The 26,617-nt window shown below is 48.0% G+C and carries 24 protein-coding genes; 16 read left to right on the top strand and 8 right to left on the bottom strand.

The annotated features are described in order from the left end of the window. Positions 1–41: 41 nt before the first annotated feature. Positions 42–1,361, bottom strand: coding sequence for a hemolysin family protein (locus tag LUCIF_RS14280; protein WP_207857713.1), 1,320 nt, complete (start codon positions 1,359–1,361; stop codon positions 42–44). Between the two features lie 159 nt (positions 1,362–1,520). Here LUCIF_RS14280 and LUCIF_RS14275 point away from each other — a divergent pair, with 159 nt between their 5' ends. From LUCIF_RS14275 to LUCIF_RS14235, 8 genes are all read left to right on the top strand, one after another. Further along, complete coding sequence (locus tag LUCIF_RS14275; RefSeq protein WP_122628561.1) at positions 1,521–2,147, top strand: hypothetical protein; 627 nt, start codon at positions 1,521–1,523, stop codon at positions 2,145–2,147. Positions 2,148–2,265: 118 nt separating this feature from the next. After that, entirely contained in the window at positions 2,266–2,496 is a 231-nt protein-coding gene (gene secG, locus LUCIF_RS14270) for a preprotein translocase subunit SecG (protein WP_122628560.1), read from the top strand. A gap of 123 nt (positions 2,497–2,619) precedes the next feature. Further along, the gene (locus tag LUCIF_RS14265) at positions 2,620–4,629 is read left to right on the top strand and encodes a sodium-translocating pyrophosphatase (RefSeq protein ID WP_122628559.1); all 2,010 of its coding nucleotides are present in this window, start codon (positions 2,620–2,622) and stop codon (positions 4,627–4,629) included. 157 nt (positions 4,630–4,786) lie between these two features. Next, the gene (locus LUCIF_RS14260; RefSeq protein WP_122628558.1) at positions 4,787–5,425 is read left to right on the top strand and encodes an MBL fold metallo-hydrolase; all 639 of its coding nucleotides are present in this window, start codon (positions 4,787–4,789) and stop codon (positions 5,423–5,425) included. 360 nt (positions 5,426–5,785) lie between these two features. Then, complete coding sequence (locus tag LUCIF_RS14255) at positions 5,786–6,169, top strand: hypothetical protein (protein ID WP_122628557.1); 384 nt, start codon at positions 5,786–5,788, stop codon at positions 6,167–6,169. A 563-nt stretch (positions 6,170–6,732) separates the two neighbouring features. Next, positions 6,733–7,290, top strand: a complete 558-nt coding sequence (locus LUCIF_RS14245; RefSeq protein ID WP_122628555.1) for a hypothetical protein — start codon at positions 6,733–6,735, stop codon at positions 7,288–7,290. Positions 7,291–7,546: 256 nt separating this feature from the next. Then, positions 7,547–7,747, top strand: a complete 201-nt coding sequence (locus LUCIF_RS14240) for a hypothetical protein (RefSeq protein WP_122628554.1) — start codon at positions 7,547–7,549, stop codon at positions 7,745–7,747. Between the two features lie 185 nt (positions 7,748–7,932). Next, complete coding sequence (locus LUCIF_RS14235) at positions 7,933–8,298, top strand: VOC family protein (RefSeq protein ID WP_122628553.1); 366 nt, start codon at positions 7,933–7,935, stop codon at positions 8,296–8,298. Between the two features lie 199 nt (positions 8,299–8,497). Here LUCIF_RS14235 and LUCIF_RS14230 read toward each other — a convergent pair whose 3' ends face one another. Next, positions 8,498–9,226, bottom strand: coding sequence for an MBL fold metallo-hydrolase (locus LUCIF_RS14230; protein WP_122628552.1), 729 nt, complete (start codon positions 9,224–9,226; stop codon positions 8,498–8,500). A gap of 480 nt (positions 9,227–9,706) precedes the next feature. Between LUCIF_RS14230 and ilvB the strand changes: the two genes are divergently transcribed. Continuing rightward, positions 9,707–11,404: a biosynthetic-type acetolactate synthase large subunit gene (ilvB, locus tag LUCIF_RS14225; protein WP_207857710.1), complete on the top strand. Its 1,698-nt coding sequence runs from the start codon at positions 9,707–9,709 to the stop codon at positions 11,402–11,404. 3 nt (positions 11,405–11,407) lie between these two features. Further along, positions 11,408–11,905, top strand: coding sequence for an acetolactate synthase small subunit (gene ilvN, locus LUCIF_RS14220; protein ID WP_122628550.1), 498 nt, complete (start codon positions 11,408–11,410; stop codon positions 11,903–11,905). A gap of 5 nt (positions 11,906–11,910) precedes the next feature. Here ilvN and LUCIF_RS14215 read toward each other — a convergent pair whose 3' ends face one another. Next, positions 11,911–13,206, bottom strand: a complete 1,296-nt coding sequence (locus LUCIF_RS14215) for an acetyl-CoA hydrolase/transferase family protein (protein ID WP_122628549.1) — start codon at positions 13,204–13,206, stop codon at positions 11,911–11,913. A 408-nt stretch (positions 13,207–13,614) separates the two neighbouring features. Between LUCIF_RS14215 and LUCIF_RS14210 the strand changes: the two genes are divergently transcribed. Continuing rightward, positions 13,615–15,273: a ribonuclease J gene (locus LUCIF_RS14210; protein ID WP_122628548.1), complete on the top strand. Its 1,659-nt coding sequence runs from the start codon at positions 13,615–13,617 to the stop codon at positions 15,271–15,273. 319 nt (positions 15,274–15,592) lie between these two features. Here the strand turns inward: LUCIF_RS14210 and hprK are convergent, their stop codons facing one another. Then, a complete protein-coding gene (hprK, locus tag LUCIF_RS14205) occupies positions 15,593–16,471 on the bottom strand; it encodes an HPr(Ser) kinase/phosphatase (RefSeq protein ID WP_122628547.1) in 879 nt (292 codons plus the stop codon). Between the two features lie 496 nt (positions 16,472–16,967). On the opposite strand from hprK, the gene LUCIF_RS14200 reads away from it, so the two are divergent. The 3 genes from LUCIF_RS14200 to LUCIF_RS14190 all read left to right on the top strand — a co-directional run bounded on the left by LUCIF_RS14200 (position 16,968) and on the right by LUCIF_RS14190 (position 19,705). Then, positions 16,968–17,567 (top strand): type II glyceraldehyde-3-phosphate dehydrogenase, encoded by a 600-nt coding sequence (locus LUCIF_RS14200; protein ID WP_122628546.1) that lies wholly within the window; start codon positions 16,968–16,970, stop codon positions 17,565–17,567. After that, on the top strand, positions 17,560–18,093 hold the full coding sequence (locus tag LUCIF_RS14195; protein WP_165866006.1) for a TIM barrel protein: 534 nt from the start codon (positions 17,560–17,562) through the stop codon (positions 18,091–18,093). The genes LUCIF_RS14200 and LUCIF_RS14195 overlap by 8 nt, the downstream gene beginning before the upstream one ends. Before the next feature lie 163 nt (positions 18,094–18,256). Further along, positions 18,257–19,705 carry a sugar porter family MFS transporter gene (locus LUCIF_RS14190; RefSeq protein ID WP_279386962.1) on the top strand — a complete coding sequence of 483 codons (1,449 nt, stop codon included), beginning with the start codon at positions 18,257–18,259 and terminating at the stop codon, positions 19,703–19,705. 163 nt (positions 19,706–19,868) lie between these two features. Here the strand turns inward: LUCIF_RS14190 and LUCIF_RS14185 are convergent, their stop codons facing one another. From LUCIF_RS14185 to LUCIF_RS14170, 4 genes are all read right to left on the bottom strand, one after another. Beyond that, positions 19,869–21,707, bottom strand: a complete 1,839-nt coding sequence (locus tag LUCIF_RS14185) for an ASKHA domain-containing protein (protein ID WP_122628543.1) — start codon at positions 21,705–21,707, stop codon at positions 19,869–19,871. Between the two features lie 25 nt (positions 21,708–21,732). Beyond that, positions 21,733–22,476 carry a DUF1638 domain-containing protein gene (locus tag LUCIF_RS14180; RefSeq protein WP_122628542.1) on the bottom strand — a complete coding sequence of 248 codons (744 nt, stop codon included), beginning with the start codon at positions 22,474–22,476 and terminating at the stop codon, positions 21,733–21,735. Between the two features lie 82 nt (positions 22,477–22,558). Beyond that, positions 22,559–22,879 carry a DUF6951 family protein gene (locus LUCIF_RS14175; RefSeq protein ID WP_122628541.1) on the bottom strand — a complete coding sequence of 107 codons (321 nt, stop codon included), beginning with the start codon at positions 22,877–22,879 and terminating at the stop codon, positions 22,559–22,561. 34 nt (positions 22,880–22,913) lie between these two features. Further along, positions 22,914–24,200 carry a PocR ligand-binding domain-containing protein gene (locus LUCIF_RS14170; protein ID WP_122628540.1) on the bottom strand — a complete coding sequence of 429 codons (1,287 nt, stop codon included), beginning with the start codon at positions 24,198–24,200 and terminating at the stop codon, positions 22,914–22,916. A 242-nt stretch (positions 24,201–24,442) separates the two neighbouring features. Here LUCIF_RS14170 and LUCIF_RS14165 point away from each other — a divergent pair, with 242 nt between their 5' ends. After that, on the top strand, positions 24,443–25,453 hold the full coding sequence (locus LUCIF_RS14165) for a uroporphyrinogen decarboxylase family protein (RefSeq protein ID WP_122628539.1): 1,011 nt from the start codon (positions 24,443–24,445) through the stop codon (positions 25,451–25,453). Positions 25,454–25,562: 109 nt separating this feature from the next. After that, complete coding sequence (locus LUCIF_RS14160) at positions 25,563–26,591, top strand: LacI family DNA-binding transcriptional regulator (RefSeq protein WP_122628538.1); 1,029 nt, start codon at positions 25,563–25,565, stop codon at positions 26,589–26,591. Positions 26,592–26,617 lie beyond the last annotated feature (26 nt).

Genomic DNA, 26,617 nt, shown 5'->3' with positions numbered 1-26,617 from the left:
ATCTGGGGTTGCCTACTTTTATTTTATTCTGAAAAACCGCGTTAAGCGATTTTTTCCAATACCGTTACCAAGACCTTATCAATCCGGGTCCGGTCCATATCCATGATTTCCAGGCGCAGGTCACCCCATTCGACAACATCGGCAACCTGGGGTATGTCATTTAAATAAGAAGTAATAAAGCCGCCGAGCGTCTGATAATGTTCCCGGTCCTCACCGGGAAGTTCGGCCAGCGAAAAGTGATCCTTAAAATCATCGACAGCCACCAGGCCGTCAATAAGCCAGGAGCCATCCGCCCTCTGGACCATATCCGGCGCATCGGCCTCGTCTTCCTGGGCTATTTCGCCAACTAACTTTTCCAGTATATCGTAAATCGTTACTAATCCGGTCATGCCGCCGAATTCGTCAATTACTACGGCGATATGATTGCCGGTTTGCTGAAATAATTCCAGGAGGCGGACGGCGCGCATGCTCTTTGGTATCATTAACGGTTCTTCAATATAGCTTTCCCAATTTAGCTTCTGACCGGCCAAAGAATGTTTCAAGACATCCGCGGTATGGATAACGCCTGTCAGATTATCCAGGTTCTCTCTGGCCACAGGCAGACGGGAATGACGGCTGTTGATTAAAACATTTAAATTGTAATCAGCCGGATCTTCCAAATCGAGCCACTCAACCTGGGTCCGTGGCGTCATAAGCGAACCGACGCCCATATCACCAAAGCGGAACACCCGCTCGACCAAATCTTTTTCTGCCGGCTCAACGGTTCCGTATTCTGCGCCTTCGGCAATCAGCAGCTTGATTTCTTCTTCTGTGATCGGAGCTTCCCCGGATTCTTTAATGTGCAGAAGCCTTAGTAGAATTTCGGTAGAGAAGCTTAGCAGCTTTACCACGGGGAAACAGAACCGGGAAAAGAAGCGCATCGGCATGGCAATGGCAACCGCGATCGCTTCCGGGGTATTTAACGCGATTCGTTTCGGAACCAGTTCGCCGATAATAAGAGACAGGTACGTAATGGAAACAATTACGACCGCCAAACTGACCGGCTCACTATAAGGCTCGAACCAGGGAATTGTTTTAAAATATGCCGCCAGTGGCTTAGCCAGAGTAGCGCCGCCGTAGGCGCCGGTGACAATGCCGATAAGCGTAATCCCCACCTGAACGGTTGATAACAATTGAGTCGGTTCGTTGGCCAGTTCGAGGGCGGTTTTCGCTTTGGCGCTGCCTTCCGCTGCCAATCGCTCAAGCCTTGCTTTACGGGAAGAGACAATAGCGATTTCGGACATGGCAAATAATCCATTGGCAAGAATAAGGATAAGAAGCATCACCAATTCCTTAGTAATTGACGCTGGGTCACTATCCAACTTTGGACCACACTCCCTTTACATATTTCATTATTTAATTATATCATATTATGCTGGAATCCGCTTTCCTGCAGAAACAAGGATTTACTTTTGCAGGCATAAAGCAGGAAAAGATGCGATATAGTAGAATGTAATGCAATACGGGGAAGGAGGAACCCTATGGAGCGAATTATACGTATGTCGGTAACCGGACTGCTTTTGGCAAGCCTGGTTTTGTTTACGAACCCCCAGGTGAATGCCCAGCCTGCACCCGCATCACCGGTGGTTACTATTGTAAAGCCGCTGGAAGTTCCTGGAGTTGGCACCTTGCTTTTACCGGCGTGGATGGAGGTTAACGATGCGGTTCTGAGCGACGGGACAACCAGGCAGCCGGTTCAATATGATTTAAGCGGGAAGGCCGACGGAGTTTGGCATTATGCCCGCTTAATGGTATACCATAATAGTTCGAATATCGTACCCATGGCAGACATGCTGCTGACTACGGATGTACAACCGGAAATTTTGCAGGCCTTATCCGGTGAGCTGAAAGACACGTTAGCGGCAAATCTGGCGAAGACCGGCGCCCGGATACTGGACTGGTATCCTCTGGAAAAAGTGACAATCGGTAACCGCCGGCTGTTGGCGGGGTCGTGTCTTTTGGTTTATGATAAATTACCGCTTCCCATGTTTACGCAGATTTATTTTTTTACCAACAAGAATCAATTGGTCGGGCTGGCCTTGATTGGCCCCGACAGTGACAAAAAATTTATGACTCCTTTGTATACTCAATTGATCAGCAAGTTATAGACGCATATTTTTTTGTTTTTTCTTATAAAATATATAAACAACTAAAAGTAGGCGTTGTCAAGCCGGCAGCGCTTGTGCTAAAATGTAATGGTACAAGAAGTAGGGGGTGTTTAGGACAGTGATAACGGGGCTGATGATTTTAGACGCCATTCTCTCTATTGCTTTAATTGCCGTTGTTGTATTGCAGTCCGGTAAGGCGGCCGGGTTGTCCGGATCCATTGGCGGCGGCGCGGAAACAATATTTGGCGGTAAGAAAAAAGGTATTGACGAGTTGTTGTCTAGGGCCACTATGGTATTAGGAGCCTTGATGGCCGTGGTGACCATGATACTGGTAAAATTAATGCAATAGGGTTTCTGTACCTCAATGGCATCATTTCCATTGAGGTATTTTCGGCCCCAAAAATGACGGGACTGATTTTGTCCCGCATTTCTACGAAACGTCCCAATACTGAAAAACTTTGGAGGAGAAAAAATGGAACTGTTATATCTTGCCCCATTGGCCGGAGTGACGGCGCTGGTTTTTGCCGCCTACTTCATGGCCAGCGTACTGCGGGAAAGTGCCGGAAACGCTAAAATGCAAGAACTGTCACAGGATATCTTTGACGGAGCAATGGCTTATTTAAACCGTCAGTATAAAACGTTGATTCCTTTTGCGCTGATTGTTTTTGTGATCCTGTTTTATGTGGATGGGTATAAGCTGGCTGTTTCCTTTCTGGTAGGCGCCGTTTGTTCCGCCATTGCCGGCTATGCAGGCATGACTTCTACGACCAAAGCCAACGCCAGAACCACCGAGGCGGCCCGGACCAGCCTGAATAAAGCGCTCAGTGTTTCTTTCCGGGCGGGGGCGGTTATGGGCTTGTCGGTTGCCGGTTTAGGACTGCTGGGGGTTTCCCTGTTGTATCTCATTTTTGACCGGGATCCGGTAGTTATTAACAGTTTTGCTTTTGGTGCCAGTGCGATTGCCTTTTTTGCCCGGATTGGCGGCGGGATTTATACTAAGGCCGCCGACGTGGGGGCCGACCTGGTAGGGAAAGTGGAAGCGGGCATACCGGAGGATGATCCTCGCAATCCGGCTGTTATCGCCGATAATGTGGGCGACAATGTGGGCGATACGGCCGGTATGGGGGCGGACCTGTTTGAGTCCTATGGCGCTACCGCGATTGCGGCTATGCTGATTGGGAATACGCTGTACCCGCAGAACGGGGCAGGCGCAATTTTTCCCCTCTTGCTCGGCGCTGCCGGAATTTTAGCCGCTATTATCAGTATTTTCCTGGTTCGCGTTGGCAAGGAAGGGGACCCGCAGGCCGCCTTAAACCGGGGACTGTGGGGAACGAATATAATTACCGCCTTTTTAGCCTATATTCTTGCAGACAAGATGTTCGGACGGCAGGGAATCGGTATTTTCATTGCTATTTTAGCCGGTTTGGTTGTGAATGTTCTGGTGGGAATGATTACGGAGTATTATACGTCCCATGCCAAAAAGCCAACCCGGAAAATATCCGACGCGTCCCGGACCGGCGCGGCAACCAATATCATATCCGGTGTAGCAACCGGCTTGAAGAGTACGGCCTATCCGATGATTGTGTTTGCCATCGCAATTTGGGTGGCTTACAATCAGGCAGGTATTTACGGAATTGCTATGGCGGCCATGGGAATGCTTTGTACTGCCGGAATGGTGGTAGCGGTTGATTCGTTTGGTCCGGTTGCCGATAATGCCGGCGGTATTGCCGAAATGGCTGAATTGGAGCCGGAAGTGCGTAAGACTACAGATCAGCTCGATTCGGTGGGCAACACAACGGCCGCCATCGCCAAGGGTTTTGCAATCGGTTCGGCGGCGTTGACCGCACTAGCCCTATTTACTGCTTTTAGCGAAGAAGTAGCGAAAAATCCTAAATTGGCGGGCCTGTTGCAAAATGGTCATTTAGTGGTGAATCTGACCGAGCCGACCGTAATTATCGGCGTTTTTTTAGGTGCGACGCTGCCGTTTTTGGTGTGCGCTTTGACTATGGAAGCCGTAGGTAAGGCGGCCTTCGAGATGATTGCCGAGGTGCGCCGCCAATTCCGGGAAATTCCCGGAATTATGGAAGGAACGGGACGGCCGGATTATGCCCGCTGCGTGGATATCAGTACGCAGGCCGCGATCCGGGAGATGGTTTTACCCGGGTTATTTGCTGTCGGCTCTCCTGTTTTTGTTGGGTTTGTCCTTGGCGCCAAGGCGTTAGCCGGGTTTTTGGCAGGGGTGACCGCAGCCGGCGTTCTCTTGGCGATCTTCATGTCCAATGCCGGCGGCGCGTGGGATAATGCCAAGAAATACATTGAATCCGGCCAATGCGGCGGTAAAGGGACTGCGGCCCATGCGGCCGCGGTTATTGGCGACACAGTGGGTGACCCTTTTAAAGACACATCCGGCCCGGCCATGAATCCGCTGATAAAAGTAGCGGGCACCATATCACTGCTTATTGCCCCCATGTTATTTTTCTAGGTTTTTTGAATTTTAGACGCGCGGGGATATCCGAAGCAATTTTGCGGCGGATATCCCTTTTGCATTAGAAGGAATCCGGCATCGCATAGAGAAGAAAAAATTAGCAAATATAATTTAAAGAATCCCATATTTAAGAGGAAGGGAAGATGACAAGCAGATGAAACTTAAATGGTTTGGACACTCCTGTTTTTTGCTGACCGGAGACAGCGGAGTGCGCATTGTTATGGACCCGTTTAATGAAAAGGTGGGTTATAAGGTACCGTCGCCGGAAGCCGATATTGTTACGACCAGTCATGACCATTATGACCATAATTACATCGAAACGGTTCGCGGCCGGTTTACCCGCATTAATACCTCCGGCGTCCACAATAGCCACGGTGTCAGTATTCAGGGGGTGCCTGTCTATCATGATGAGGCCGGTGGCACCAAACGGGGCAATAATATTATTTTTACCTTCCGGGTTGACGGATTAATCGTTTGCCACTGCGGGGACCTGGGCCATGCTCTCAGTGCGGCCCAAGTGGAAGCGGTCGGCCCGGTTGATGTTTTGCTGGTGCCGGTGGGCGGGTTTTATACAATTGATTATCAAACGGCAGCTAAGACCGTGGAAGCATTGAAACCGGCCGTTACGATTCCGATGCATTTTAAAACGGCTGCCATTGACATGCCGATTGCCGAAGTAGATCCCTTTTTGGCGGCCATGGGCGGGGGTACCCGGCTGGGACGGCAGGAAGTCGAGCTGAATAAGCAGAATATCGGTGAGTATAGCGGTGTTTTAGTACTAAATTATGAATAAAGTATAATTTCCGGCTGTTTATAAAGGACTTGGCATATGCCAAGTCCTTTATATCAGTTCAGACAGGCTTTCCCGCGCCTTGAGCCACGGGCCTGTTGGTGGTTAGCCGTTAACGGCAGAAGAATCGCCTTATCAACGCTGCGCCGTTGCCACTTAACCTCCGCTTATGACAAGACGATCCTTCTGCCTGGATGCAGCCCAAACTGGTTTCCAGATGGTTTCCCCGCGCCCCTGAGTCCCACGCCAAGAGCCAAAAAACCGCGTTAGCGGTTTTTCTTATAATTGAAGGGAATTAGTGGTTGCTGTAGAATTATAGGATAAATCTTTTGGGGTTGCAAAGACCGGTAAGGAGGAGTTTCAGTGTATGAAGACCTGCTGCTGTTATGCGGGGAACAGTCGCTTATAGCATTGGAAGCTTATAAAGAAATTGATGGTGATTTATTTCCGCTGGAAAAACGGGCAGCCAGAAAATTTATTGAATATATTGACGATGCTATTACATTAGTTGATTATATTTGGGAACTGGACTCTCTTTCCGGGCAGGTGGAAAGCGGACAGGACCGGGAATTATTACTGCGGGCCCGTAATAACCGGATCGGAGAATTTAGAAAGACGATGGATAACCGGATGAATTGGATTCAGGAAGAGTGCGCGTTATCTCAGTCCGAACAACTGAAAATTCAGGGGGAGCGGTTGCTTGATTTTCTAGGCCATCTAAAGAGCAGCGTAAGTCAGTCGGCTTGAGGGCAAAAAAAGACTGTCCTGTTAGGGCAGTCTCCCAAAGGGGTAATAGAGGGGCTGAAATTTACTTGTTTTGGCAGCAGTTTTTGCATTGCCAGGAATCGCCAGGGGTAAGGCATTTATAGACAAGTTTTGCATCAATCGGAGAATTTTGCCGGGAAAACCACTGCAAACTGGATTGGCGGGCATAATCCCTTTTTAACCGGGAACAATGAGTAGTTTTTACCTTGGTTATTATCTCCGTCACAAAAACCACTCCCTTCTTAATTTGAATCCTTCGACAATAAATTAGGAATTCCTTTGAAATAATAGTTGATTTTATATATTTTTTGTAAAATTTTTAGAATTTTTGTAAATTAATTTAAGTAAGTATAAAGAAAGGAAAGTTCGCATAAAATAAAGAAGTTTATATATTAACAGAGCCTGCTTAAAAAGATGCAGATACTAGGCGCGGCGAGCATTCGAACGAAGGCGTACTTAGGCGTACGTTGAGTGAGAACACACAGCTGCAACAACGTTAGGTCCCACATTTCGCACTCTGAAATAAAGACGGAGGACTGCGAAAAATGGGATTGGTGCGCTTTTTAAGCAGGCTCAACGAAGGGAAGTATATCGGGAAGGAATTAAGTATGCGCAACTCCTTAATGCTGCGGGTGATTATTTTAATAATCGTATTAACCGGTATATGCTTATTAGTGCAAGGTATACCGGACGGCGGGGGAAAGAATCCCGTTCCGGCCAGGCAGAAAGCCGATACGCCGGCCGATACCCGGTCAGTCGCCCCGGTTGAGAAGCAGCCGGTTCATTCGGGTTTTCCGGCCGGAACCGGCGAGAATCGTACGGGTACGCTGCGCTTGGTACCGGAGCCTCAAACGGTTGTGTCGCCATCCCGGCCCACAGCAGACATTTCCTATTCAATTAGAAAAGAGAAGAAGCAGGATTATCCTATAATGCCCGGTGTAACCTTTGAACCGGGGGAAGGACTTAATATTAAAACGGCTGATGCTGCGGATGGGATTCAGGTCCGGCGCGAGGGGATTAATATCAAACTGAGTAATGATCCGGATGCGGCAAGTATTCAAATTAACAGGGACCATCAGATTTTATGGCAGAAGAAATTTTAGGGTTATCCCAGTTTTCGCAATCCTCTGTCATTCGTTAACAATTTTCCTATAAGACCTTGACAATTTTTAAATTCGTTGTATAATGTAGAAGATTAATTGCCATATAGATAGTAAGTAATTTTGGGGGCGTATAAATAATCCAGGTTTCGTCTTCGAGTCTTATAGGTGTTGGTAATGGTCAGAAGGTAATTGCGCGGCTGAGTGATGCAGAATCGCATCATTAATTACCAATCAATTTATAGAACGGAGGAGAAACATGGAGCAACGGGTAAGACGGCTATGGAGACGTTTGTTGTTCCTCGGATATTGCACCTTTGAAATTCGGCGTATTGTACAAGAAGCAATTGGTGACAGCAATTTTGACTTGGCCGATTTAGGGCAGTGCACTTTGGCTGTTAGTGCTTTGGAAAAGTATGAGAAGCTGGGTTCGGAATATCTGGGGCTATATAGTAAATAAATAGATACGGGACTGCCTAAAGGATTGGTTTTTAGGCGGTTCCTTTCTTTTTGATCCACTTTTGAGCAGGAAATAACTACCAGTAGGACGAATGAAATAATTTGTTGGCTTACTATGCATAATCGCCTGGCATTTGTAAAGCTTATAAAAACCTGTTTATTTATTTGAGGAGGGAATGAATACTTATGAACTTTACCTTCGCGCATAATAACCTGAATGTATTGAATTTGGAAAAGAGTCTGGCCTTTTATAAACAGGCCTTACAGCTTGAGGAAACGCGCCGCTTGGAAAAAACAGATTTTACACTGGTCTTTCTTGGTGACGGTAAAACGCATCATAAGCTGGAACTGACTTGGCTAAAGAACCGAAAGGAACCTTATAATCTGGGGGATAATGAAATTCACCTGGCTTTCACGGTCGACAATTTTGAACAGGCGTACGGGCTGCATAAAGAAATGGGTTGTATTTGCTACGAGAACAAGGACATGGGGATTTATTTCATAGCCGATCCGGACGGATATTGGCTGGAGATTATACCGGAGCGGCGCTAAATTAAGCCGTTAATAAAAAAAGGGGATTACTGCCTTGTAAGCAGTAATCCCCTTTTTTATTGAATCGCCTTATCAACGCTCCGCCGTTAACACTTAACCTCCGCTTATGACAAGGCGATCCTTCTGCCTGGATTGTTGCCTAAAATGATTTCCAGATGGTTTCTCTGCGCCATGAACCAAAAGATTGCATAGCGGTTTTTCAAAACAGTATTGTCTGACCCTCCCGGGTAATTTCCACAGTCGAAATAGAAGGGCCTACTTTTTGGGCAAAAGCCCGGCTGGCGCCGAAATCACTGCCGAAATGCATCGGCACCAGTAGTTTGGGCTGTAACTTGGATGCGAAGTACTCGGCTCCCAGGGAATAGAATTCTTCCAGGCGGCGGTCGACCGGGAAAAAGGCAATGTCAATCACCTCACCGGCAATCTTATCAATTTCCGCTTTGAAAATAGTTTCGGCATGGCGCTGTTCTTTATGGCTTTCCCCTTTCCAATGCCACCAGTTCAAATCGCCGGCATGAAAGATAGACAGGTGGTCAACCTTCACGAGAAAGGATACGCCAAGGTCGGTAGAGCCGAAGGCATTGACAGTTAACCCTCCCTGACTGAATGTTTCATAGGGGGACAGGAACCGGCAGGAAGCCGTACCCATGGCCGGATGGATATCACTGCTTAAAACGTAGGTGATATCCGGGTTGGCCTGCGACCATTTCAGGATGGCCGGATCAAAATGGTCGGCGTGGCTGTGAGAAACAAATACAAACACATTGGACTTGGGTTTCAGAAAGTCGGCAGTAATAACCCCCTCGGTCAACCCGTCTTTTTTTGGCGGATGAGGACGATAATAGTCAAAAATCAAAAAATGCGTTGCGGTTTTTACCGCATAACCGCTGTGAAATAAATACGTGATTTCTGCCTGAAGTGAATTCATGCAAAACGCCTCACTTTTCCTCCGGATACGGAGGTCTATTACTTATATTATGACATACATCAAACTGGAGGAACAAGACCTGCTGTAATTAAAGGATAGTAGACATAAAATGAAAAGCGGCTTCGGCGCAACAGCAGGCCACGAAAAGGAAAAATGTGTTTTCTTTTTTGCAGGAAACCCCTTGACTGTTTGTGAAAAGATGATATATTGTATACAATATATCGATTTTATTATACCTTTTGTATTCTGACGGTGGAACATAAATGGACGATGCAATATAGTTTTGTATACGGAATATAGGGATACCGTTTTACTGCGGCGGCTGCCGGGCGCAAAGAGGCGCGATAGGATTCCCAGCGAGGGTGACGGGAACTGCGTTGATGCTTGCGACTTGGCAAAAGCCAGGTCTTTATTTTTGGGAATTTTACGGACCATGGGCCGAAAGACCGCGTCTGCGGTATTTCTCATAAAGGGAGGACGATGAGGTTGAAAATGTTGGGAGCGGAGGCAATAATTGAATGCCTGAAACAAGAAGGGGTAGACGTAGTGTTCGGCTATCCCGGCGGGTCGGTCCTGACGCTGTATGACGCGCTATACAAAGCGAATTTTCCGCATATATTAACCCGGCATGAACAAGGAGCCGTACATGCTGCCGACGGGTATGCCCGGGCCACGGGTAAAGTGGGGGTTTGTCTGGCTACTTCCGGTCCGGGGGCCACGAATTTGATTACCGGTATTGCCACCGCGTTTATGGATTCGGTGCCGCTGGTGGCGATTACCGGACAGGTTGGCGTATCGCTGATCGGCAAGGATTCGTTTCAGGAAGCGGATATTTGCGGTATTACGACACCGGTTTCGAAACATAATTATCTCGTTAAGCGGGTGCAGGATTTACCGCGGGTACTGAAAGAAGCGTTTTATATCGCCCGTACGGAGCGTCCCGGTCCGGTGGTGGTTGATATATCCAAAGACGTATTTGCTGCGGAACTGGATTTCGTGTATCCGGAGACCGTCCGGCTGCGGGGATATCATCCTATTTTTGACGGCGATGCAAGCGCAGTGGAGCAGGTTGTCCGGGAAATGCGGGAAGCGAAACGGCCTCTTTTATTTGTCGGCGGCGGCGTTACTTTATCCGGTATGGATGAAGAACTGAAAGAGCTGGTTTCCTTTACCGGTTTTCCGGTTACCTCCAGTCTTATGGGGCTGGGCTGTATTGCCGGGAACGACGAGCGTCATCTGGGCATGGTTGGCATGCACGGCACCTATGCCGCCAATATGGCTACGGCCGAATGTGACCTGCTGATCGGACTGGGGGTGCGGTTTGATGACCGGGTTACCGGTTCGGTGAAAGATTTTGCCCCCAAGGCCAAAGTAATCCATTTCGATATTGACCCGGCGGAAATTAATAAAAATATCCGGGCTGATTGGCGGGTTGTAGGGGATTTGCGCTGGTCCCTGCCGCTGCTGTGTGAAAAAATTGCCGTCTGGACAGCGGACGAATGGCGTGGCCGGGTGAAGGAATGGAACCGGCAGGTGCAGACATGGAAAAAAGAAAAACCGCTGTCCTATCAGACAGACGGTCCGGTTATAATGCCGCAGGCAGTGGTGGACACCGTGAGTGATCTTACGCAGGGAGAAGCGATGATCGTTACCGATGTCGGCCAACATCAAATGTGGACGGCTCAATTTTATAATTTCCGGCACGCCCGCTCCTTCCTGACTTCCGGCGGACTGGGTACCATGGGGTATGGGCTCCCGGCAGCGGTAGGAGCCCAAATCGGCCTGCCGGCGAAACAGATCATATTGTTTACCGGTGACGGCAGTATCATGATGAATTGTCAGGAACTGGCGACGGCGGCTAATTTGGAACTGCCGATTAAAATCATCGTTATGAATAATCAGGTACTGGGGATGGTCACCCAATGGCAGCGCATGTTCTATGGGCAGCGGTATTCTCATACCAGTCTGAAAGGGCGCACTGATTTTGTAAAACTGGCGGAAGCTATGGGCATGACGGGCATGCGGGTGACCAAGCCGGAAAAATTAAGGCAGACTCTGGAAGAAGCGTTTCGCACGGCGGGGCCGGTATTGGTTGATGTTTTGCTGCCGGAGACGGAGGACGTTTTACCTATGGTTCCGGCCGGAGGACGTCTGGACCAAATGATATTGGGGGGATGACCGATGAAACATACATTGGCTGTTCTGGTTGAAAACCGGCCGGGTGTGCTGACCCATATATCCGGGTTGATCAGCCGCCGGGCATTTAATATTGAAAGTATTGCCGCCGGACATACGGAAGATGAGGCGACAACGCGCATTACCATTGATGTGGAAGTGGATGACCAAATTGCCTTAGAGCAGGTTGTCAATCAATTGTCCAAATTGATTGACGTGATAAAAATTGTAAACCTTACCCACGTTGATTCCATTCACCGGGAATTGGCGCTGATTAAGGTGAAGGCCAGTAAAGTAAACCGCTCCGATCTGGTTGATATCGTCGAGATTTTCCGGGCAAAAATCGTTGATGTCAACCGGGAGACCATGGTCATTGAGCTAACGGGAGAAGAAACAAAAATTGACGCCTTTTGCGAAGTACTAATGGACTTTGGCATCATTGAAATTGTCCGTACCGGCAAGATTGCCCTTTCCCGGGGGCCGGTAGCGGCGAAAGAAATGTAGTCAAATTATAATAAACCGTCTTGTTTGGCTTCAAAAGTCAAACGTTCACGAAAAGCGGGATGGCTGATGGCAAGCAGGGCCTGGGCGCGTTGGCGCAGGCTTTTGCCCCTGAGATCGGCAATCCCGTATTCTGTTATTATGTAGTGCACCTCACTGCGGGCTGTTGAAACAGCGGCGCCATGATCCAGTACGCTGCAAATGCGGGATATTTTGCCACCTGCGGCAGTGGAAGGAAGAGCAATAATCGATTTGCCGCCCCAGGACCGGCTGGCTCCCCGGATAAAATCCACCTGGCCGCCAATGCCGCTAAATTGTTTCGTGCCAATCATTTCCGCATTGACCTGTCCCATCAGGTCCACCTGCAATGCCGAATTAATGGATATCATCTGTTCGTGCTGGCCAATAATATAAGGGTCATTGATATAATCAACGGGATATAATTCAACATCCGGATTGTTGTCGACAAAATCATATAGCTTTTGTGTGCCCATCAGAAAGGTAGCCAGATATTTTCCGGCATGGAGTGTTTTTTTGCGATTGGTAATTACGCCGGCTTCCGCCAGATAAACAACTCCGTCGGAGAACATCTCCGAATGAATCCCCAAGTCCTTTTTGTCTTTCATAAATAACAGCGCCGCGTCTGGAATGGCACCAATGCCCAATTGCAATGTCGCCCCGTCCGGGACCAGACCGGCGATATTCTCACCGATTTTTTTTTCCACATCGCCGATTAGCGGCGGGGTTAGTTCAAATAGCGGTTCATCCTGCTCAACGATAAAATTGATTGCATCCAGGGCTATTTTGGCGCCGCCTGTCCGCGGCATGCAGCGGTTCATCTGGGCGATGACGGTCCGGGCGCATTCGGCACCCGCCACAGTGTAATCGGCCGATACGCCATAGCTGCAAAACCCTTGCTCATCGGGCGGAGTAACCTGAAGCAGCATTACATCAACCGGTAAAATCCTATTTTTAAATAACCGGGGAATCTCGGAAAAGAAGCAAGGCGTATAATCCGCCCGTTTTTCGGCCACCGCATTCCGGGACGGACCATTGACGAAGAGAGAGTTATGACGAAAACTTTTTTCCATATTTGGTTCCGTATATTTGGCCGGTTTCATTGCCAGCATGTGAACGATTTCCACGGATTGCAGTTCCGGCTCCCTGCCAACCAGCGCGTCCACCAGGGCGGACGGTCCGCCGCAGGCGTTGCCGATTACAACTCTGTCACCGGAACGGACGCAGCGCAAAGCCTCTGTGGCGGAAACAAGTTTGTGACCATAGGTTTTTTTCCAATTGTCCAAAATAATCCCTCACTTTTCATCGATCCCACTTTTCACAGTTCAATGTTATTATTATCGCTATAAGTTCAAGGTGTGAAATGTAGGATTCATGTATTTGCCTTGCCGTTAAAGTGAATTTTTTCACGTTGTGCATAATAGTATTCTACCGCAAAAGTTAATTTATGGCAAAACAATTATAGCTCTATAAGACCGCATATTAGTGCATATAAGTGCAGAAAATTGGAATAAAGCTGAATTGCATCAATTTTGCCGGTGCAATCATTGGCGCACCGGCCGTCAAAAGCAAAAAAGGTCTTTTATTTAGGGTTTTGCCTTCAGATACTTGTAAACCGAAGGTAAAGTTATGTATAATAAATTAGTTGTGTAGGGGCGGATTTCCGGTAAATATGTTTAGGAGGTATTTTTTATTTGAATCAGAATGAACTTTTAATTATTCCTTTGGGAGGACTTGGTGAGATCGGCAAGAACATGACCATATTCCGTTATGGTGACGATATGATTATCCTGGATTGTGGTCTGGCATTTCCCGAAGAAGATATGCTGGGCATTGATCTGGTAATACCGGATATGACTTATGTATTCGAAAACCGGGACAAAATCCGGGCGGTGGTTTTGACCCACGGTCATGAGGATCATATTGGCTCTTTATTTTATCTTTTACGGCAGGTTGATGTGCCCGTATATGGTTCGAGACTGACCCTGGGCCTGGTAGAAGGAAGACTCAAGGAATACAATGTATCGGCCGAAAAATTAATCCCCGTTGCCCCGGGCGATACGGTCAAGGCGGGGCTGTTTGATATCGGCTTTATCCGGGTTAATCACTCCATAGCCGACGCGCTGGCGGTGTATTTAAAAACGCCGGTGGGAGTGGTTGTGCATACGGGTGACTTTAAAATTGATCAGACCCCTGTGGATGGACAAATGATTGATATTCACAAGTTTGCCGAATTGGGGGACAAGGGAGTCTTAGTGTTGCTTTCGGACAGCACCAATGCCGAACGTCCCGGTTACACCAAGTCGGAACGAACGGTCAGCGAGGCTTTGGATGAGAAGTTTGCGGCCGTAAAAGGACGGATCATTCTCACCACCTTTGCTTCCAATGTGTCCAGACTGCAACAGGCAATTAATGCGGGAGATAAATATGGCCGTAAGGTTGCCGTACTGGGCCGCAGCATGGCTACGGTAGTCGCCAAGGCCATGGAATTGGGGTATATGACCGTTCCGGAAGGAGTAGTCATCGATATTGATGAAATAAACCGCTATCCTGATAATCAAATTCTTATTCTGACGACCGGCAGCCAGGGAGAACCGATGGCGGCTTTGAGCCGGCTCGCTTCCAGGAATCACCGGAGCGTGGAATTGAGCTATGGCGATACGGTTATTATATCGGCTACGCCCATCCCGGGGAATGAGCAGTCCGTAGCCAGAATTATTGACGGCCTGATGCGTTTGGGTGTCGACGTGATCTACGAGCGTTCGTCCGGCATCCATGTTTCCGGCCACGGCAGCCAGGAGGAAATGAAACTGATCCTGAATCTGGTGCGGCCTAAATTCCTGATTCCTGTACACGGCGAATACCGTATGCTCAAATGCCAGGAGAAATTGGCGGAAAAAGTGGGATTGGCCAAAGAAAATATATTTATCGGGGAAAATGGCCATGTTTTCGCTTTTACCGCCACGAGCGGACGGTTTGCCGGCAAGGTTGCCGCCGGCAAGGTTTTTGTTGACGGCCTGGGAATTGGCGATGTTGGCAATATTGTTATCCGGGACAGGCATCAATTGTCGCAGGACGGTGTCTTCATCGTCGTGCTTACCCTGGATAAGCAGCGGGGCTGTATTGTGTCCGGTCCCGATGTGGTTTCCCGCGGCTTCGTATATGTGCGGGACGCGGAAATACTGATGAATGAGGCCCGACAGATCGTAAAAGAAGTGCTGGAAGGAATGACGAACGGGCCGGTAACGCAGTGGGCGCCAATTAAAAACAGTATACGCGAAGCTCTGAATCGCTATTTGTTTGCCAAGACGGGCCGCAAACCGATGATTTTGCCCATTATTATGGATGTATAAAGAAAAAACGCTGTGCGGTCTTTCGGTCCATGGCGCAGGGAAGCCATCTGGAATCATTTCGGGCGAACAATCCAGGCAGAAGGATCGTCTTGTTATAAGCGGAGGTTAAGTGGCAACGGCGGAGCGTTGATAAGGCGATTCTTCTGCCGTTAACGGCTCTATTTAGTCCCCAAAACTTATATTTATAAAAAAACGGTTTTAGCACAGTTAGGATGTGTTAAAATCGTTTTTTTCTCCGTGGGAGGGCGAGCGCTTTCAGCACAGGTTCCCCGCGCTCTGGGCCTTGCGCTACGAGCCGAAAACCGCTCCGGCGGTTTTCTTAGAGTCCGCTGCTGCCCAGCATTTTCTGGCGGTAGTTCATGGCCGCCACATCGACGATAGCGGCTAAATTCCTTCCCGGCAGAACCGGAATAATAAATTTGGGCAGGGAGATTCCCAAAATTTCTTCTTTTTCTTCGTCCAGTCCCCAGCGATCGTAGTATTTGTCTTTTTGCCACGCATCCAGCTGAATGACAATATCAATTTTGAGCGATAAAAGAACAGAACCCGCACCGAACAGTTTTTTTACATCCATAATTCCTAAGCCCCGTACCTCGATCAAGTAGCGTACCAGGTCGGGCGACGTGCCGATCAGTACGTGGTCGCCGCGTTTCGTGACGTCGACTACGTCATCGGCTACCAGCCGGTGACGGCGGTAAAGCAGTTCCAGTACGGTTTCACTTTTGCCGATACCGCTTTCACCGGTAATCAGCACGCCGACACCATGCACGTCGATTAAGTCGCCATGCACGGTAGTACAGGGAGCCAGACGATTTTCCAGATAATCGGTGAGCTGGCTGATAAAACGGGTGGTTGGCAAATGAGTTCGCAATACCGGCACTTGTTCCGCCTCGGCCCAGCGCAGCCATTGATGGGGAAAATCCAGCCCCCGGGTAACAATCAGGCAGGGAAATTTGGTGGCGAAAAGGGCTTGCCAACGGCTTTGCAGCAAGTCCGGCGAAAGAGAACTGAGAAAGGCCAGTTCGGTCATGCCGGTTACCTGAATCCGCAGATTGTCGAAATGTTCCAGATAGCCTGCCAGACCTAGTCCGGGCCGGTTTAAATCGGCCACCGATACGGTCCGTTGAAGATATTTTTGTCCGCACAGCACTTCCAACTGGCAGGGGTCGATAAGTTGTTGAATTGTTGCATAAGCCATGGGTTCCTCCTGTTGGGATCAAATGATTTCCTGTTAATCTTTCGCGCCGGGAGGCCGTTTTCCTCTCTTTTTTTACCAGGCGGCTTCTGACAGGGAGTTTTTTTAATATTCCAAACAAAATTACAAAATTACAAAGAAATTACAATATAAGCAATGACTGCTTACGGTATATTTTATATAGAGTTTAGTGTTCTGTAAACCCTAACTCTATAGTGTTCTTGCGAGATACTTTCCGCCCTGCTTTGTTGTCGTCGGCTTACATATTCTCGATATGCGCGTCTCCTCCGCCGTGCAGGACGAAAAATCTCTCACAATTCATCCTACAGATTTAGGGTTAACAGAGCACTAGTTGCAATTTGAATGATTTGAGAATTTTGATTTAACTTTATAGTCAGCTTATTGTAAAAAACGATTACCTTTTTTTGCAAGCGGTTGCAAAGGGAAAGGTTATCGCTATAAAAAATGATCAACATGAGATGAGAGAGGAGTAATTTACATGGTAAAAGTAGGAGTTGTGGGCTACGGCGTCATTGGCCAGCGATTGGCGGACGGAGTAGCCCGGCAGAAAGACATGGAACTGGTGGGGGTGGCCGATGTGGCGCCGACCCTGGCGATCCGGGCGTTAAAAGAAAAAGGCATGCCCTATGCCTTCTACCTGGGCATGGCGGAAAACCGGCCTCAATTCGACGCGCTGTCGATCCCCGTAGCGGGCACGCTGGAAGAACTGGTGCAGAAAGTGGATGTCGTGCTCGACGCCACCAGCGCCGGCATTGGCGCTAAAAATAAAGAACTTTATGCCAAATACAATAAAAAAGCCATCTTCCAGGGCGGCGAAAAGAACTCCGTAGCCGACGTTTTCTTCCACGGCTATGCCAACTATGAAAAAGGCTTGGGCAAACAATTCCTCAAACTGACTTCCTGCAACACCACGGGACTCATCCGTTCCGTCGACTGCCTGGACCGGGCGTATGGCGTGGAAAAAGTGGCCATCACCATTATCCGGCGGGTTGCCGACCCGGGAGACTATCACCGGGGCCTCACGAATGCCCTGCAAATCGATAAGGCGCCGAGCCACCAGGCTTTCGCCTGTGTTTGACGCCAAGCCCGTATTCACGGCGGCGGAATGGGAGAAGCTGGCCCGGGGTCTGGAGAATCTGGGCCGGCTGGCGGCGGAGAAGGGCATGAAAATCGTTTATCACCATCATATGGGCACCGGCGTGCAGACGACGGGCGAAATGGAGCGGCTCATGACCCTGACCGACCCGGATCTCGTTTCCTTGCTGTTTGACACGGGCCATCTGGTTTTCTCGGGGGAAGACCCGGAATACATTCTCCGGAAATATGCCGCCCGGATCCGGCACGTCCATCTTAAGGACGTCCGGCGGGATGTCCTGGCCCGGGTCAAAGCGGAAAAAATGAGTTTCTTACAAGCCGTCAAAGCCGGCGCCTTCACCGTACCCGGCGACGGGATGATCGACTATGGACCGCTCTTTAAGGTGCTGGCGGAAGGCGGCTATGAAGGCTGGTTCGTCGTTGAGGCCGAACAGGACCCGGCGGTGGCCAATCCTCTGGAATACGCCATCAAGGCCCGGCAATACATCAAGGAAAAGACAGGACTATAGGAGGGCAGGGTAAAATAACTTGCGAAACAGATAGGGCAAACATTGTTGCTTTTATGTAAAAATGGAGAATATAATTTTTGTGGATGTAAGAAATGAGATAACAGCTTCAAAATTTAACCCAAATTTTATCTTACAAAAAGTAAGCAATCGGGAGGCGGAATTGTTGAATAAAAGTGGAAATGTACAAAAACTGTCCCCAAAATTATTTTTACGCTTAGTAATGTTTATATCTACATTCGGTGGTTTACTATTTGGTTATGATACAGGCGTTATCAATGGTGCCTTACCCTATATGGCCAAACCGGACCAGTTGAATCTAACGCCGTTGACGGAAGGCCTTGTAGCAAGTTCTTTGCTATTTGGAGCAGCTTTAGGATCATTAACTAGTGGACGACTTTCCGACCATATCGGCCGCAGAAAAAATATTCTTAATTTAGCAGCACTTTTCTTTATTGCAGCAATGGGATGCACCTTTGCCCCCAGTGTAAATGTTATGGTTTTTTTCCGGTTCATACTTGGTCTCGCTGTAGGGGGCGCTTCGGTTACTGTACCTACCTATCTGGCGGAAATGTCTCCGGCAGAAAATAGAGGCCGGATGGTCACACAGAATGAATTTATGATCGTCTTGGGACAGTTTTTAGCCTTTGTTTTTAATGCTGTTCTCGGTGTTACTTTAGGAGAGTCCGGTCATGTATGGCGGTATATGCTGGCCATCTGCTCATTACCGGCAGTTGTATTATGGCTGGGAATGCTGGCGATGCCGGAAAGTCCCCGCTGGCTGGTTTCTAAAGGAAGAGTTCAGGAAGCAATGACGGTATTACGCAAAGCCCGTACGGAGGCAAGAGCCGAAAATGAACTGAAAGAGATTCAAGGTATGTTGACTGCAGAAGCCCATATGAAAAAAGCTACGCTCAAAGATTTTAAAATCCCCTGGGTTCGCAGAATTCTTCTTATTGGAATCGGCCTGGCCGTAGTACAGCAACTTACAGGCATTAATACAATTATGTATTATGGAACGCAGATCTTGGAAAAATCAGGATTTAGCGCCCAAACCGCATTATTGGCCAATACGGTAAATGGATTGACCTCCGTTCTGGCTGTTGTTGTAAGCATTTGGCTGATGGGTAAGGTAAGACGAATTCCCATGCTGCTGGTTGGCTTGGCAGGAACAACTACTTCTTTATTTTTGATTGCTATGGCATCAAGACTGCTGGAGGGATCACCGCAGCTTCCTTATGTGGTGCTTTCGTTAACTGTAATGTTTCTGGCTTTTATGCAAGGAACCGCCGGACCGATCGTATGGCTGTTACTCGCCGAAATTTTTCCGCTTAGAGTTAGAGGACTTGGGATGGGTCTGGCGGTGCTGTGTTTGTGGCTGACTAATTTCCTGATTGGTTTAACTTTCCCGGTACTGTTGGCTGATGTTGGATTGTTCTCGACATTCATGGTATTTGTTGTGCTTGGTATTTGTTCCATGATTTTCGTAAAAGTTTATGCACCGGAAACCAAGGATTATTCCCTGGAAGAACTGGAAGAAAGTTTTCGCAATCATGGAAATTGCGAGATAATGGAAAATGAACCCGTCGATATAAAGAATCCCAAATTAAACTAGGATAACTTATCACGAAAAGAGGACTGCCTAAAGACAGTCCTCTTGCTATTTTATTGTGAGCCTGCTTAAAAAGCGCATCAATCCCATTTTTCGCAGTCCTCTGTCATTATTTTCAGAGTATCTGCATCTTTTTAAGCAGGCTCTATTGTGGGGGAAAACGGATTTATTCTTCAGTGAACAGCATCGCATCGATAAAAAAGTCGTTAAATTCCCGGCAGGACGATAATTCGATGTATTTAATTTTTTGTTTAATTTTTTCTGCTTGGTGCAGCGAACGCCGGGAAAGCAGGATCTCAACAGCGCCGGCGCCGGCGGCATTGCCGATGGCCTCCAGGCGTCCGCTCAATTCTAAGGGAATTAAGCCAATATGGATGGCACTGGCGGCTTTGATATAACTGCCGAAACCGCCGGCCAGGTAAGTTTTTTCAATATCCTGCAGCCGGATTCCCGCTGTTGCGGCTAAAACTTGTATCCCGGCGGCGATAGCGGCCTTGGCATTCTGGAGTTCTCTGATATCCTTCTGGGTAATATAAACTTCCTGATGGTGGGCACTTTCGTCGGCGGACGCAATGAGGAAGGCCGCCATTCCGTCAATTACGGCGAGCCGGTCTTTGAGTGACTGCGGCAGATTGGGCAAGCCGGTCCCGGTTGCCATCCTTCCCGTTGCGTCGATAATACCGGCTTTATAGAGTCCGGCAGCGATATCAATCAAGCCGGTGCCACAAATTCCTACCGGCTTTTCACCGCCGATGGTCGTATATTTCAGTTCTTTTTCAATTAGAAAACTGTCGATGGCGCCGGGAATGCTTCCCACGCCGTTATGGATATTAGCTCCCTCGAAAGCAGGGCCGGCTGCGGCCGAGCAGGCCAGCAGCCATTCGCTGTTGCCAAGAACGATTTCACCGTTGGTGCCAAAGTCGATGAGCAGGGAAACCGGTTTACGGGTGCTCATCCCACTGGCCAAAGCCGCCGCCACCGTATCGGCGCCAATATAGGCCGCCACGGCAGGAACCAGGACGACGATGGCATTTTGATTGATCGTAATGCCGGCTTCCGCCGCCTGCAGGATGAAGGTCTGCGTCGTTACCGGAATGAAAGGGGAGGCCGCCATATTTTTGGCCGCAAGGTTTAGTAAAAAGTGCAGCATTGTCGTATTGCCGACCAGGACAATTTCGTAAACGTCCGTGGGCTGCAAGCCGGCAGCAGCGGTCAATTGCCTGACTGCCTGATTAATGCCCTCCAGGATGGCCGCCTGCATCTCGGCAAGCCCATTGGGTTTTTCCAGAGTATGGCTAATTCTAGCGATGACATCGGCGCCGAATTTCTTCTGGGGATTTAAGCCCGAATAAGTAGCTAACTGGTCACCGGTATTCAAGTTCAAAAGGTACGCCGCGAGCGTGGTTGTGCCGATATCCACGGCAATGCCGAAAAGCTTGGCAGTGGTATTGCCGGCTTCTAAACCGGCCAGTCTGGTCCGGTTAAAGAGCAAAGTGGTTTCAAAATTGGCGGCCCGTAAGGTTGCCGGTAATTGTCTAAGTAAAGACAGGGAAGCCGTTTCTTGTTTTAAGCCCAGAGTATCGGCCAGGCGCCGGCTGTCGGAACGCTGGTCCTCAAGGTCAGGTGGGGTCAGGGTAATAAAGCGTTTGGAAACAGCCGGGGACAGCCTGACCTTTCGCCGGCGGCCTTCCGTTACCACTTTGGCTTTTAGAAAATCGGTATCGTCAAGCCGGATGTCCAGGTCACTGTTTATCGTTGTCCGGCAGGCCAGCCGGTAGCCGGCTGTGATTTCTTCTGTGCTAAGAATTGTATGGCCTTTACTGGTTGGTTCGGGGCCGGCCGGATCAATCAGCCTGATCTTGCACTTGCCGCAGGTCCCGTTTCCGTTGCAGGGAGCATACATGTCATAATTATGCTGCAATAACGTCTGGAGAAGGTTGCTGCCTTCTTCCGCCTGCAGTTCTTCGATTTGAGACTGACGATGTATTCTTATCTTATAAAGCATAAATTTCCTCCGGTTAGTTATGGAATCATTCAAAAGTTATAATGCTGTCATCATAACTGGGGATTACTTTTTTTTCCGGCGGTACCACCAGGACTTCCGAGTCATTGAAGACTCCATTGAGTACTCTTTGCAGCAAGCCCTGTTTACCCTGGATCTCCAGATAATTCCAGGCAAGATATTTGGCCGTATCCTGGGTAAATTTACGATAATATTCGCTGTTGTTCAGAATATCCCAGCAGATATAGGCCGCCTGCCGGTAATCCTTCATCCAGTGTTGTTCCATGGTCATTAGATATTCGGCATTTTCTTCGCCATACTTGCGGCTATATTCTTCATATAACACCTTATATTTCAATTCACTGGGCTGCCAGCCCCGCTCAATCCAGCCGGCGGAAAACCAATAGGTGCCGGGATGATCCTGAAAACAGCAGCGGTAGGTTTCCTTAGAACCTAATAAAAGAGTGATACAGTCATGCCCCCGGGGAATAACCAAAGGGATCCGGCGGCTGCTGATTCCCGCAATTCCGTTACTGCAGAGGCCATAACCCACAAGAATGTAATCGTAATCAGGAACGGTATTGTAATAGTTATAAGGAAAGCCGGAATTAGCTTTGTCAATTTCCTGCTGGAGAAGCACTCGAAGCTTTTCGGGAGTATCGTGCAGTCCCTGATGGAGAAACGTCACGTCAACGTAGCAGCGGGATTGGCTGCTCAGCAGGGAAATTTCCCGGTTTAATACGTCACAGGCAATTACTTTTAGTCGCAGCATTGTTTCACCTTCCCACTGTTCGCAGTTCTCTGTCACCCGAGAATAATTGTTGTCATAAGTTCAGGGGCGAAATGCGGGACCCTTATGAAACCGGCTTGATTTGTATTGCCGCATCCTTAGGCAAGGCCAGACCGCAGGCTGCTTCGATTCCCTTGATAATTCCGCAGGGAACCGGACAGGCAGGGTGCTTGCAATATTTGGCGGCCAGTTTGTACACGCCGGATTCACCAATTTTGGCGAAACATTCTTTGAAGCTGTCGGCTGTCTTTAATTCCGCCGTTAAAGGCTTGAGATTGGGGCAGTCGGTTTCAATTTCCAGTGAAGCGTTTTGCATATCTTCCGAGTCGGCCCTGATCACGGTGCGGAAGCCGCAAATGCCGGAATTTACCTGTACTTCAATCATTTTTTGTATCCTCCCTTACTGATTTAGTACTATTTTAAGCGGACTGGCCTCTGGATTCTCTAAATTTACCGGGTGTTACCCCGGTTGTTTTTTTGAAAACTTTAGTGAAGTAGCTTTGATCTTCAAACCCAATCAGATTGGAAACATCGGTCAGCGGGATGGATATATCCAGTAATAGATTTTTACTGGCATTGATCCGGATTTTATTGACATACGATACAAAGGTGCATTTCATTTCGCTCTTAAAGATTTTGCTGAAATAGGAGGAATTAAGATATACGTGATTGGCTACTTCCTCCAGGGTAATACGCTTCATGTAGTTTTTCTTGATGAAATCCACCGCCTTATAAATCGTGTCCTTATGGCGCACGGCGGCTAAGTTAAAAACGCAGTCGGTAAACCGGGCCATGATCCGGGAACACCAGAAGGTGATTTCCTCTACTGTTTTGAAGTTTTGAATTTCGGAGAGATATTCATAATTGAGACCGAAAATTTCCGTGGAATCGGCGCCGCCCTCGACTGCGGCCCGGGATAGGAGAACGACAAGCTCCATTACTCTTGCTTTGATTACTTCCAGGTCTTTGCCGGAAGCAAACAGAACGTAGCCCAATATCTCATTTAAAATTTTTTGGGAAGCCGCTTTATCGCCCAGTGATATTTTCGCTAATAATTCCTTTTCTTTGTCAAAAGGATATGTTACGGGTTCTTTTTCATTATCCTCTAATAATTTAATATGATGGATGGTTTCTGAAATACGGGCCTGGATTTTATGATACTGTCTTTGTGCTTCATGGGGAGATGTTTTGTGGTCCGAGAGACCGGTCGCCACTAAAAAGAGCAATTCCGACAGACTGTCAACAATATCGGGCGGAATAACAGGTACATTTTGCACATACTTGTCGAACTTTTCCAGCTGAGTGTCATCAATCCCATTCTTTTTGATGAGGTCCCCCAGCAGGAATTGGTCCGGTTCCAACATTAATACCGGGCCGCCGACCAAAGCTCCCTGAATGGTGCCGTTATGGATTAAGGGGGAGGCCCAGTGCACCATGCCGATGGGACAAAAATAAATATATTTGCCGCCAAACCGTTCCGCCTGGTAACTGCCGTAGAGGTGCACGCTGGCGCAACTGGGGCGATGGAGCATGACGGACTGAATATTATTACAGAATTGACACAAATTTCCGCTCAAACAGGATTCATAAAGGAAGTTTCCTTTTGCATCGACGATATAACTTTCAACACCCGTTGACCGGCTGTAGGCCTGCAGGCTTTTTTGCACCCGTTTCAGGTCGAAGCCGGCTTCATTCCTCAATTCCATACATATCACTCTTCTTATTCAGATTAAAATTTGAGCGAACCGTAAATGGATAATTCCGTCTTATTATAATTTTACAACAACTGATTCAGATTGAATTGTAAAATAAATCATATTATTTGTAATATTTTTAGAATGATCTCTTTAAAACAAAAAATGTCGTATAAAGAAAAAATAATTCATAGAAAGAAAAACGGGATTTCGTTACAATAAGAACAAATTTAACGCGAAGGAGAGATTGGACGATGAAGCGGAATATGGTTCAGTGGCTGGATACGATAGTGAAGGAAAGGGCGGCACTGCCTATCATGACGTATCCAGGATTAAACCTAGTCAATAAGAGTGTAATGGATGTGATTACGGACGGACAAAACCAATTTTTATGCATTGAAGCGCTTTCCCGGAAATATCCTATGGCGGCGACAGTGACCATCATGGATTTGTCGGTGGAAGCAGAAGTCTTTGGCAGCCAAATCAGATATTCGGAACAGGAAGTGCCTACGGTTATCGGGAAGATCGTTTCCGGGTTGGAAGATGCTGAAAAGCTGCAAGTCCCTCCAGTTGGCGACGGCAGGACCCAGGCGTATCTGGATGCGGCCAGGATTGCGGCGGCTCAGATCAAGGACCGTCCGGTTCTGGCGGGGCAGATCGGACCGTTTTCTTTGGCCGGGCGTCTCATGGACATGACGGAAATTATGATTACCATGATGGAAGACCCGGAAATTGTGCATTTAGTACTGGAAAAATGTACGTGCTTTCTTGTCGAGTATTGTAAGGCCTTTAAAGCGGGCGGCGCCAACGGAGTAATTATTGCCGAGCCGGCGGCAGGGTTGTTGTCGCCGGCCAAATGCGACGAATTTTCCTCACAATATGTTAAACGAATTGTCGATGCGGTGCAGGATGAAACTTTTGCAGTTATTCTGCATAACTGCGGCAATACGGTAAAGCAGGTATCTTCCATGGTTTCAACCGGCGCCAAGGGTTTGCATTTCGGTAATGCCGTAAAGATGACCGATATTTTACCGCAAGTACCTGCGGACCGGATTGCTTTCGGCAATATCGACCCGGCCGGTGTTTTTAAAGGCGGTACCAGGGAAGAGGTAAAAATGAAGACAAAAGAATTGCTTTCGGCAATGCAGCCATTTTCTAATTTTGTTTTGTCGTCGGGCTGCGACATACCTCCCGGAACTTCCCTCGATAATATAGATGCTTTTTTTCAGGCGCTTAATGAATACAACTCGAATTTAGAAAAATAAATATATTTATAATAATTCAAAATATTATGATGAAATCTGTTGACTGCCGTTATGCTGCATGCTACTATAAAGTTAGTTGCGTGCCCGAGCACGAATAGGAGAGAGAAAAATGGCGGCAACGATACGGTCTATTGCGGCAGCAGCCAATGTATCCAGAGGAACGGTTGATAAAGTTTTAAACGACCGGCCGGGTGTGAGCCGGGAGGTCCGGGAACGGGTGCAGAAGATTGCCGCCGAGATGGGCTATAAACCTAATTTGGCCGGCAAGTCTCTGGCGTTACAAAAAAAGCCTCTACGAATTGGGGTCATTATTTTGGATAAGAATGACCCCTTCTTTCAAGACGTTTATGCCGGCGTGAAAAAGGCGGCGCAGGAACTGAAAGGCTTTGGAATGGTTGTGGAATGCTGTGTTATGGATCATGTCAGTGTTCCGGAGCAATTACGATGCATTCGTGAATTATATAGTAAAAATATAGTTGCGTTGGTCTTATCGCCCCTGGATGAAGCAGTGATACGAACGGAACTGAATCAGCTTGCGGCGGAAAATATAAAAATTGTGACCTGCAATACGGATATAGCCGGTGTGGAACGCTTATGCTTTATCGGGCAGGATTTAAAAAAGAGCGGCCGGGTTGCCGGCGATCTGATTGGCAAGCTGCTGCCGGACGGCGGCAATGTATTGATCATTACGGGACCGGAAAAAATTAATGCTTTACAAGAGCGGATCGCCGGTTTTGAGGAGATTATAGCCGGGAAATATCCCGAAATAAAAGTAGCGGCAATTCTCAAAAACATAAATGACAACGCAACTTCTTACCGGCAGACCAGGGAGGCTTTGCAAAGATTGGACTCCTGCAATGCCGTCTATATCACGGGCCGGGGTATCGGCGGTGCCGGCAAAGCGGTTCGCGATATTGGCGCCGGACGGATAAAATTTGTATGTTTTGATAAAATTCCTGAAACGGTGGAACTAATCAAAATGGGTATCGTTGATTTTACAATCACCCAGGAACCGTTTATGCAAGGATATTTACCGCTTAAAATTCTGTTTGATTACCTTTTTCTTGACAAACTGCCCGCTAAGAAACAAATATATACCAGACTGGAAATCAGAACCAAAGAAAATATTGCGGATTAAAGAGTTACCTTGCGGGAGAGAATGGT

Source organism: Allolucifera butyrica, assembly GCF_900476375.1.
GTDB lineage: Bacteria > Bacillota > Negativicutes > Sporomusales > UPPP01 > Lucifera > Lucifera butyrica.
This window is presented reverse-complemented; position numbering and strand designations above follow the sequence as displayed.